We start from the raw sequence: 10,040 nt of genomic DNA on the forward strand, positions 1-10,040 counted from the left end.
CCGGAGCCCATCGCTCCGGCCCGCGGCGGCGGCCGTTCGCAGGGGCCGGCGCCGTACGGTGGGGCGATGAGTACTCGTGCCCGCGTACGCAGCGTGGTGTCCCTCGTGCCCTCGCTCACCGAGTCCGTCGCCGCCACCGCGCCCGATCTGCTGACCGGGGTGACCGACTGGTGCAGCCATCCGCCCGGGCTGAGCGCGGAGCGCGTCGGCGGCACCAAGAACCCCGACACCGCCCGGATCGCGGCCCTCGCCCCGGACCTCGTCCTCGCCAACGAGGAGGAGAACCGCGCCCCCGACCTCGCCGCGCTGCGCGCCGCCGGGCTGGAGGTGATGGTGACCGAGGTACGGACGCTGGAGCAGGCGTTCGCCGAGCTGGACCGGGTCCTGGTACGCGGCTGCGGGCTGCCGCGGCCCGGCTGGCTGGACGAGGCCGAGGCCGCCTGGGCGGACGTCCGGGCCGCCGGAGCGGAGCGGCGGGCCGTGGTTCCCGTATGGCGGCGGCCGTGGATGGTGCTGGGCCGGGACACCTTCGCCGGGGATCTGCTGGCCCGGCTGGGCGTACGGCATCTCTACGCGGAGCACCCCGAGCGCTACCCCCGCATCCCGATCGACGAGCTGACGGGGAGCGGCGCGGAGCTGGTGGTGCTGCCGGACGAGCCGTACCTCTTCACGGCCGACGACGGGCCCGAGGCGTTCCCCGGACTGCCCGCCGCGCTCGTCAGCGGCCGCCATCTGACCTGGTACGGCCCCTCGCTGGCGGAGGCGCCCGCCGTGCTGGGCGCGGCGCTGGCGGCGGCGCGGTGAGGACCGGGCCCAGGAGGGCGCGGTGAGCCGGACTCAGGGCGTGGTGAGGGCGGGGCTCAGGGCGCGAGCAGGGTGCCGCGCGCCAGGCCGAGCGCCGTGCGCGCCGCGACCAGCCCCCACGCCGCCACCAGGGCGGCGTACAGCCCCACCGCGAGCCAGCCGAGCGAGTGCAGACCGGTGTGCCGGGCCAGCGCCGCCGTCCCCGTGACACACGTGCCCACCGGAAAGGTGAACCCCCACCAGGTCATCGCGAACGGCATCCCGCGCCGCGCCGTCCGCACCACCAGCGCCGCCGCCGACGCCAGCCACAGCAGCGCGAACCCCATCACCGGCACCCCGTACGCCACCGAGGCGAACCGGGCGGCGGCCTCCGGCACCCCCGGCGTGTACGCCGCGGCGTCGGCCAGCCCGCCCGCGGCCGTCGTGGACTGCCCGAGCGGGCCCAGCACGAGGAACATCGCGGGCGTCAGCGCCGCCGGGAGCGGACCGTGGCGGACCAGCCGGTCGAAGATCAGCGGCAGCATCAGGAACGTCCCCAGCAGGCTCGCCCCGGCCAGCGCCACACACCCCAGCAGCAGCGCCTCCCGCGCCTGCCCGGGCGGCAGATGCGGCACCAGCGCCGGACCGGTCGCCGCCGACACCATCGGCGCCACCACCGGCAGCAGCCACACCGGGGACGCCTCCCCGGGGCCGATCCGGTGCCGCAGCACCATCAGGGCCGGGATCCCGGCCGCCGTCAGCAGGGCGGTGAGCGTTCCGGCCGTCCACAGGGCCGCGTCCACGGCCACCGCCGCCCGTACGCCGATCACCCCCGCGCCCACCGACAGCGTCGCCGCGCCGACCGCCGACAGCGCCATGGGGAGGCAGCCGTGGAAGGGCGCGACCGCCGGGTCGAGCAGATCGGCGCGGGCCCGGTCGCGATGGCGCGCCCAGTGCGCGGCGCGGGCGGCCAGCACGGCGCAGAGCATCAGCACCGACAGCCCCCACACCACCCGGCACACGCCGCCCAGCCAGGGGGCGCGCACCGGCAGCCCGGCGCCCGCGGTGGCCACGATGGCGGTGCCCATCACCGTGGCGTACCAGTTCGGGCCGAGGCCGCGTACGGACGGCCGGGGCGGGCGATGCCGGACGGCGGTGGCGGGGAGGGGCGGGGCGGGCGCGGCAGTGACCATGAACGCACCTTCGCCCGCTGCCGCGGCTCCCACCAGGCCCGTCTTCTCTATGAGGGCATAAGCTGACTTTATGAGCGACCAGCGCCGGAAGCGCACCACCCCCGGCGACGAGGGCCCGGCGCACCCCACCCCCCTCGCGTACCGCGTCCCCGACCTCGGTGCGCTGGAGCTGCTGCTCGCCGTCGCCCGGCTCGGCAGTCTCGGCCGCGCCGCCCGGGAGCTGGGCATCACCCAGCCCGCCGCGAGCAGCCGGATCCGGGCGATGGAACGGCGGCTGGGCGTCGCGCTCGTGGACCGCTCGCCGCGCGGCTCCCGGCTCACCGCGCCCGGGGCGCTCGTCACGGACTGGGCGCGGCGCGTGGTGGAGGCGGCCGAGGCGTTCGACGCGGGCGTCCACGCGCTGCGCGACCGCCGCGACTCCCGGCTGCGGGTCGCCGCCAGCATGACGATCGCCGAGTATCTGCTGCCCGGCTGGCTGATCGCCCTGCGCACCCTGCGCCCCGACACCGCCGTCTCGCTGCTCGCCGGGAACACGGCGGCCGTCGCCGGGCGGCTGCTGGACGGCGAGGCGGACATCGGGTTCGTCGAGGGCCTGGACACCCCGAACGGGCTGGACGGCGCGGTCATCGGCCACGACCGCCTGACGGTGGTCACCGCCCCCGGCCACCCCTGGGCCCGCCGCCGCACCCCGCCCGACGCCGCCGAACTGGCCGCCACACCGCTCATCCTCCGCGAGCGCGGCTCCGGCACCCGGCAGGTGCTGGACGCCGCCCTCGCCGCCCACGGCGGCCTGGCCGCGCCCCTGCTGGAGCTGGCCTCCACGACCGCCGTCAAGGCGGCCGCGGTGAGCGGGGCGGGCCCCGCGGTGCTCAGCCGCCTGGCCGTCGGCGAGGAGCTGGCGGCCCGCCGCCTGGTGGAGATCGCGGTCCCGGACATCCCGCTCCGGCGCGACCTGCGCGCCGTCTGGCCGTCCGGCCCGCACCCCACCGGACCGGCCCGCGACCTGCTCGGCCTGACGCGACCGGGCCCGGCTCCCACCGTCTGAGCCGGGCCCGGCGCTGACTCGCGGACGTTGATGCGTCCGTCAGATGTGCAGGTCGCAGCACCCGTCGCGGCGCAACTGCCGCCCGACCTCCAGCCAGTGCTCCGCCGACCGCCCCTGCGCCGCACGGGCACCGGCGGGCGCCGGGAACGCCTCGACCAGCTTCCGCTGCTCGAACGGCACCCCGCCCCGCAGCACCGACACCGTCCGTACCATCGAGTCGAAGTCGGTGAACGGATCGCCGTCCACGACCGTCAGGTCCGCCAGCTTGCCGACCTCCAGGGTGCCCAGGTCCCGGTCGGCGCCGAACGCCCGCGCCGGGAGGACGGTCACCGTGCGCAGCGCCTCCGCGGGCGACATCCCGAACCGGTGCAACGCCCGCAGCCCCACGTGCAGATGGAGCCCCACCGGCGCCAGCGGCTGGTCCGTCCCCAGGGCGACGACACCGCCACCGGCCAGGATCCGCCGGTATATGCCGATCTCCGTGCGCAGGGTGGCCAGCTGGGCGTCGGTCGGCGGCGCTCCGGCGAGCTGCCGCACCAGGGCGGTGTCCCACGGCGGCATCAGCCGGGTGACGCGGTCGTCCTCGGCCAGCGAGGGGTCCGCGCCGACCAGCGGCTGGGCGGCGAACGGCGTGGCGATCAGCCGGAAGTCGGAGGCCGTGTAGATCTCCGTCACATCCTGCTCGGCGCGCCCCGTCCCCGTCGTCACATGCCCGAACTCCAGCCGCTGCGTGGCCTGGAGATGGGTCGTCAGGTCCTGACCGAGCTGTATGCCGGGGGTGCACAGATGGCTGCCGGAGCGCACCCCGAGCTTGTCGTGCGCGAAGCGGGCCGCCTCCTCCATGATCCAGCCGGGGGCGCGGACGTACGTCTTGACGAAGTCCCAGTCGAGCGCCGCCGCGCGGTCCAGCGAGCGCCGCAGCCCCTCCCGGGTGCGGTGCGCCCGGCCCATGCTGTACGCCACCCGCGGCCCGTCCAGCAGTTCCCCGGTGGCCAGCAGCCGCGGCCCGGCCAGCGCGCCCGCCGCGACGGCCTCCCGCAGCCGCGCCTGCTCGTAGGCGAAGCCGCCGAACGAGACGGCGGTGGTGATGCCGTACGCGAGCTGGAGCGCGGTCTGGCGGCCGCCGTAGGTGTACTGCCACGGGTGGGTGTGGGCGTCCCACAGCCCGGGCACGACGGTACGTTCCGACGCGTCGACACGGCGCTTCGCGTGCCGCCCGCCGCGGTGCGCCTCGACGGCGGCGATCCGCCCGCCGCGCACCACGATGTCGACGTCCTCGCGGACGGTGCCGCCCCCGCCCGTACCGTCCCAGAACCTTCCGGCGTGCACCACGGTGTCCGCCGGGCGCGGGCGCCGGTGGTCGAGCGGGATGCGCACCGTACGGGCGTCACCGCTCGCGACGTCCAGCAGCCGCAGCCTGCCCGCCGACAGATACAGGATGCTGCCCGAGTCCGCGGACCAGGACGGATGGTCGGCCGCCTCGTCGGTCAGCCGGCGCGGTTCGCCGTCCGGGCTGCCGTCCGGCCGGACCGGCAGCAGCCACAGGGCGGACTCGGCGACGACCGCCATGTGGCGGCCGTCCGGGGACCATACGGGGCCGGAGTCATAGCGGTCGGTCAGGGAGGTGTGCGGCGCGACGGCGTGCAGTTTCGCGGTGCCGCTGCCGGTGTCGACGACCCGGATGAGGTTGTAGCCCTCGCGGAATCTCTGGTTCAGCCGGTTGCGGTCGCACAGCGCGACATAGCGGCCGTCCGGCGACCAGGTCGGCCGTCCGGGCAGCCCGCCCGCGCCCATCGGCGCGGCCAGCACCTTGTCGGTACCGGCATCGAGGTCCCGTACGACGAGGTTTCCCGACATGTCGATACTGGCGAGCCGCTTGCCGTCGGGGGAGAGCGCGGGGTGCACCCGGCCGCCGGAGGCGAGCACCTTCTCCTCGCCCGAGGCCAGGTCCCGGCGGCGCACCGCGAGCAGCCCGTCGCGGTCGTCGGCGTACACCAGGGCGCCCCCGTCGCGCGTCCAGGTGGGTGCGAGCAGATACCGGGTGGCGTCCGCCCGGACGACCCGGCGCGGGGCGCGGCCGCCCGAGACGTCGGCGACCCAGAGGGAGTTGAGCGCGGCGAAGGCCACCTTGCGGCCGTCGGGCGACAGCGCGGGCAGATGCAGTCCGCGCACCGGGCGCGCCCCGCCGCCCTCGAAGTCGTACCGCTTGACGCGGTACCGGGGCCGGTCGACGGGCAGGGTGGCGGCGAAGGGGATCACCTCGCCCTTGGCCGGTGCGTCGGGACGCACCAGCCGGAACCGCCCGCTCACCGTCAGCAGCAGCTCCTCGCGCGAGACCCACCGCGGCGGCACCGGCTGCACATCGCCCTCGACCGCGACCGCCGTACCGTCCACGACCAGCGTGCAGGACGCGTCGGGGGCGATGGTGGTGCGCAGATAGGCGAGCGTGCCGCCCGCCGACACGGACGGCGTCATGACCTGGGCGCCCGTGGTCGGATCGGTGCGCTCGACCGTCACCGGCCCGGTGCCGTCCGCCCGTACGGAGGCCACCGTACGGGCGTCCAGCGCGGTCGCGCCGGGCACGCCGCGCACGAACAGCACGCGCTCGCCGTCCGGGGACCAGGTGGGGTCGAAGTCCTCCCAGGCGCCGCCCTGGAGCGGCCCGTCCTGGCCGGGGAGCCCGGTCAGCCGGGTCAGCTCGCCACTGGCCACGTCCAGCACCCACACCCGGTACGGGCTCCCCGCCACCGGATCACCGCCGCGCTCGGAGGCGAACGCGATCCGGGTGCCGTCGGGCGACCAGGCGGGACCGCGGTCGTCCCACGGCCCGTCGGTGCGCTGCCGCAGACCGGAACCGTCGGGGCGCAGCGTCCAGATGTGGAAGCCGCCGCCCCGGTACGCGCACACGGCCAGCAGCTTCCCGTCGGGGGAGTGGACCGGACGGGTGGGCTCCAGATCGGGCGGGGTGAGTGCGACGGCGTCGCCACCCTTGCGGGGGACGGACCACAGCACGTTCTGGACCTCGGCGATCAGCCGGTCGCCGGAGGGGGAGAGGGACGCGGCGCCGTTGGTGGCCGCCGTGAAGGAGAGCGAGACCCGCCGCGCCTCCGCCCGGGCCGCGGCCTGGGCCACCGCCTCGGCGGGCAGTGCGGCGGTTCCGGCGGCGACGGCGGTGCCCGCGGCGGCCGCCTGGAGAAAGCGCCGTCGGGAGAAGGGGGACGGGGTCTCGTCGGACGCCGCGTCAGGTGCTTCGTATGTAGCCAACGATCCTCCTGGTACAGGGAATTGCACGGTTCAGGAGTTGCGGGTGGTACGGAAAGCGCTTGATCGTTACACACCGCCCGTGCTCGCGGTCAACACCCCGTCAGCACCTTGTCGGGCTTACGTCAACACCGGCCCGTACCGGCGCAAGCCACCCGCCCGTACCGCCGACAACACCCGTCCATGGCCTTGGCTTGGCGGCCCGGCGAGGGGAGAGTGGGATTCCGCCCTCGTCACGAGGGCACCATCCCGACGGCCCAGGAGACGGATACGCATGCCAGCTGGCGGCATCACCCACCGCACGGACCACCTGACCGCCCCGGACGGCGCGCGCGTCGCGACGTACACCTGGCAGCCGGAGTCGAGCCCCGCGCGAGCGATCGTCCAGATCGCTCACGGTGCCGCCGAACACGCCCGGCGCTACGACCGGTTCGCCCGCTTCCTGGCCGGTCACGGCTACGCGGTCGTCGCCTCCGACCACCGCGGCCACGGGGCGACCGCGGAGTCCACCGGCGGCCTCGGGGTCGTCGGTGAGGACGGCGACGGCTGGCGGGCCATCGTCGCGGACCTGCGCGCCATCGGCGACCGCGCCCGCGCCGACCACCCCGGAGCGCCGCTGGCCCTGCTCGGCCACAGCATGGGCTCCATGCTGGCCCGCGACTGCGCCCAGGAGTACGGCGGGGAACTGGCCGGGCTCATCCTCTCCGGCACCTTCCGCTCACTGCCGGGGGCGGAGATCGAGGGCGCGATGGCGGAGATCGAGCGGGAGATCGCGGACCGCGGCCGTACCGCGCTGTCCACCTTCCTCCCCACGCTCTTCGCCTCGTTCAACGACCCGTACGAGTTCGGGACCGGCTTCGAATGGCTCTCCCGGGACCAGGCCGAGGTCGCCGCCTACGCCGCCGACGACCACTGCGGCTTCCCCTTCAGCGCCGGGCTCTCCCTGGACTGGCTGCGCGCCGTCCGCAAGATCAACGACCCGCGCCACCAGGCCCGTATCCCGGACGCGCTCCCGGTCCACCTGGCGGTCGGCACCGAGGACCCCTGCAACCAGCGGATGACCCTGGTCTACGAGCTCCTGGAGGACTTCCGCTACGGCGGCACCCGGGAGCTGACCTGGAAGGGCTACCAGGGCGCCCGGCACGAGATCCTCAACGAGACCAACCGCGACGAGGTGCAGCAGGACCTCCTGGACTGGCTCGACAAACACCTCTGAGCCGGGCCGCCGGTCACCGCCTCCTGCTCAGAAAACCGGCGATGCGCCCACGCAACGACCCCGGATCGAGCCCCTGCCCCGCCAGATGCTCCTCCATCGTCCCGTAGCGCCGCAGCTCGCGCCGGGCGACGCCGAGCCCGAGCACCCGGTGCGGAACGTCGGCGAGGGCGTCGTTCGCGGCCGCCGTCGACGTACCCGCGAGGTACGGCTCCACGAGCACGACGTCCGTACCGGCGGCGACCGTACCGGCGCCATCCGCGCCGGTGGCGGCCGCGCCGGTGGCGGCCCGGAGCGCGCGCCCGTCGAAGGGGCGCACGGTGGTGGCGTACAGCACGGTCACGTCCAGCCCCTCGCCCTCCTCGACGGCCGCGAGGACGCCGTCGAGCATCGGCCCGACCGCGACCACCACCCCGTCGCGCCCCTCCCGCACGGTCAGGAACCGCCCCGGGGTGATGGCCCGCGGTGCCGCGTTGGCGTGCGCCGACAGCCGTACGTACACCGAGTCGTCCCCGGCCGCGGCCGCGTCCCGCAGCAGCGCCTCCGCCTCGTCGGGGTGGCCGGGGACGTGCACCGTCCAGCCGTCGAGGGTGTCCATCAGGGCGACGTCACCGGGCGCCATATGGGTGAACCCGCCCGCGGGCCAGTCGTACGACCCCGCCGCGCTCACCAGTACCCCGCCCACGCCCTGATGCCCGAAGTCCAGCTTCACCTGCTCGAAGGGCCGCTCGACCAGAAAGCTGGCGAAGGTGTGCAGGATCGGTCGCATCCCGGTCAGCGCCAGTCCACCGCCCACGCCGACGAGCAGCTGCTCCCGGATGCCGACGTTGATCACCCGGTCGGGGTGGGCGCGCAGGGCGTCGGCGAAGCCGTCCTTGCCGATCTCCGCCAGGACGACCGCCAGTCGGGGGTCGTCGTCGAGGAGACGGGAGACGGTGGAGGCGAAGCGTTCACGCATGGTGTCCACGAAAGAAACCCCTTCAAGTGGAAAAAGCCGAAAGGCGCGGAAAAGCACGGCTGGAATGCACTGAGACAGGCCTCACGCCCCCTTGCCCTCGACCCGGGCGACGACGGCGCGCGGCCGCCCCGGATGCGGTGCGGTGAAGGCGCCGTACAGCGCGTCGTGGTCCCGTCCGTCGACCGTCGCCGTGGACCAGCCCGCGGCCTCGAACCGGGAGGCGATGCCGCCGGGGCGGCCGTAGGTGGCGGAGGCGTTGTCGACGACCAGCACGTGCAGCCGCTCCAGCCCGGCGGCGCCCGCGTACGCGATCGCCTCGTGGTTGCTCCCCTCGTCCAGCTCGGCGTCGCCGATCAGCACCCACACCGCGGGCCCGCCGTCCCCGTCGAGCCCCTGCGCCCGCAGCCCCAGCGCCGTCCCCACTCCCAGCGGCAGCCCGTGCCCGAGCGAACCACTGCTGATCTCGGCCCCCGGCACCAGCACCCGGTCCGGATGGTGGCCGAGCGGCGAGTCGTACGAGCCGAACCCCGGCAGCAGCGAGTCGGCGAAGAACCCCTTGGCCGCGAGCACGGCGTAGTACGCCATCGGCCCGTGCCCCTTGGACAGCAGAAACCGGTCCCGCCCCGGATCGTCCACGCTCTCCGGCGAGACGCGCAGCACCCGGTCGTACAGCACCCAGAGCGCGTCGAGCGTGGAGGTGGCGGCGGGCCCGTGCTTCTCGTCGCCGGTCATCAGGCTCATCAACCGCGGAAGGTCGGTGTAGGTCGAGGTCATACCGAGAGCCTGCAACTTCAAGTCGACTTGAAGTCAAGCGCTAGCATCGCCGTCCATGACCTCGTCCTCCGACCGCCTCACCATCGGCGAGCTGGCCGCCCGCAGCGGCCTCGCCACCTCGGCCCTGCGCTACTACGAGGAACTCGGCCTGATCCACTCCGAACGCACCGCCGGCCGCCAGCGCCGCTACCCCCGCGCCACCCTCCGCCGCGTCGCCTTCATCCGGGCCGCCCAGCACGTCGGCCTCACCCTCGGCGAGGCCGCCACGGCGCTGGCCCGCCTCCCCGCCGACCGCGCCCCCACAGCCACCCAGTGGAACGCCGTCGCCCGCACCTGGACCCACCGCATCGACCAGCGCATCGCCGACCTGGAACGCCTGAAGCAAAAGCTCACCGGCTGCATCGGCTGCGGCTGCCTCTCCCTGCGCAAATGCGCCCTCTACAACCCCTCCGACACCGCCTCCACCCACGGCCCCGGCGCCCGCTACCTCCTCGGCGACACCCCGCCACCCCCCGAAAACACCCCGTAACCCCGGGTCGCCCCGAGCCCCTGCCCAGGGGTGGAGGCGAGCACCCCCTGAAGTGCGGTATTGTTCTTCATGCGCGCCCGGCAAGGGGAAAGCCCAAGCCGGACAAGCACCGGGACGTGGCGCAGTTTGGTAGCGCACTTGACTGGGGGTCAAGGGGTCGCAGGTTCAAATCCTGTCGTCCCGACCAGTGTGATGTCGCAGGACATCGGAATGACCCCGAACCCACGATTGGGTTCGGGGTCATCGTCGTTGTGGGCCGGGTGGGCGGCCGGTCGGCTGGTAGT

8 protein-coding genes and 1 tRNA gene are annotated in these 10,040 nt (G+C 74.9%); 5 read left to right on the forward strand and 4 right to left on the reverse strand.

From position 1 onward, the window contains the following. Positions 1 to 66: 66 nt before the first annotated feature. Positions 67 to 804: a helical backbone metal receptor gene (locus LCH29_RS06790; RefSeq protein ID WP_446460763.1), complete on the forward strand. Its 738-nt coding sequence runs from the start codon at positions 67 to 69 to the stop codon at positions 802 to 804. A gap of 56 nt (positions 805 to 860) precedes the next feature. On the opposite strand, the gene LCH29_RS06795 is transcribed toward LCH29_RS06790, so the two are convergent. After that, positions 861 to 1,976, reverse strand: a complete 1,116-nt coding sequence (locus tag LCH29_RS06795; protein WP_446460764.1) for a TDT family transporter — start codon at positions 1,974 to 1,976, stop codon at positions 861 to 863. Positions 1,977 to 2,046: 70 nt separating this feature from the next. On the opposite strand from LCH29_RS06795, the gene LCH29_RS06800 reads away from it, so the two are divergent. After that, the gene (locus tag LCH29_RS06800) at positions 2,047 to 3,021 is read left to right on the forward strand and encodes a LysR family transcriptional regulator (RefSeq protein ID WP_446460765.1); all 975 of its coding nucleotides are present in this window, start codon (positions 2,047 to 2,049) and stop codon (positions 3,019 to 3,021) included. A gap of 39 nt (positions 3,022 to 3,060) precedes the next feature. Here the strand turns inward: LCH29_RS06800 and LCH29_RS06805 are convergent, their stop codons facing one another. Next, the gene (locus LCH29_RS06805) at positions 3,061 to 6,285 is read right to left on the reverse strand and encodes an amidohydrolase family protein (protein WP_446460766.1); all 3,225 of its coding nucleotides are present in this window, start codon (positions 6,283 to 6,285) and stop codon (positions 3,061 to 3,063) included. Positions 6,286 to 6,556: 271 nt separating this feature from the next. Between LCH29_RS06805 and LCH29_RS06810 the strand changes: the two genes are divergently transcribed. Beyond that, positions 6,557 to 7,498, forward strand: a complete 942-nt coding sequence (locus LCH29_RS06810; protein ID WP_446460767.1) for an alpha/beta fold hydrolase — start codon at positions 6,557 to 6,559, stop codon at positions 7,496 to 7,498. 13 nt (positions 7,499 to 7,511) lie between these two features. On the opposite strand, the gene LCH29_RS06815 is transcribed toward LCH29_RS06810, so the two are convergent. Next, positions 7,512 to 8,462 carry a transketolase family protein gene (locus LCH29_RS06815; RefSeq protein ID WP_446460768.1) on the reverse strand — a complete coding sequence of 317 codons (951 nt, stop codon included), beginning with the start codon at positions 8,460 to 8,462 and terminating at the stop codon, positions 7,512 to 7,514. Between the two features lie 72 nt (positions 8,463 to 8,534). Beyond that, entirely contained in the window at positions 8,535 to 9,227 is a 693-nt protein-coding gene (locus tag LCH29_RS06820; protein ID WP_446460769.1) for a transketolase, read from the reverse strand. 55 nt (positions 9,228 to 9,282) lie between these two features. On the opposite strand from LCH29_RS06820, the gene soxR reads away from it, so the two are divergent. Together soxR and LCH29_RS06830 are read left to right on the forward strand one after the other, a co-directional pair. Next, positions 9,283 to 9,756, forward strand: a complete 474-nt coding sequence (gene soxR, locus LCH29_RS06825) for a redox-sensitive transcriptional activator SoxR (RefSeq protein WP_446460770.1) — start codon at positions 9,283 to 9,285, stop codon at positions 9,754 to 9,756. Between the two features lie 110 nt (positions 9,757 to 9,866). Continuing rightward, a tRNA-Pro gene (locus tag LCH29_RS06830) sits at positions 9,867 to 9,943 on the forward strand. Positions 9,944 to 10,040: the final 97 nt, after the last annotated feature.

Source organism: Streptomyces sp. BRA346 (assembly GCF_052851135.1).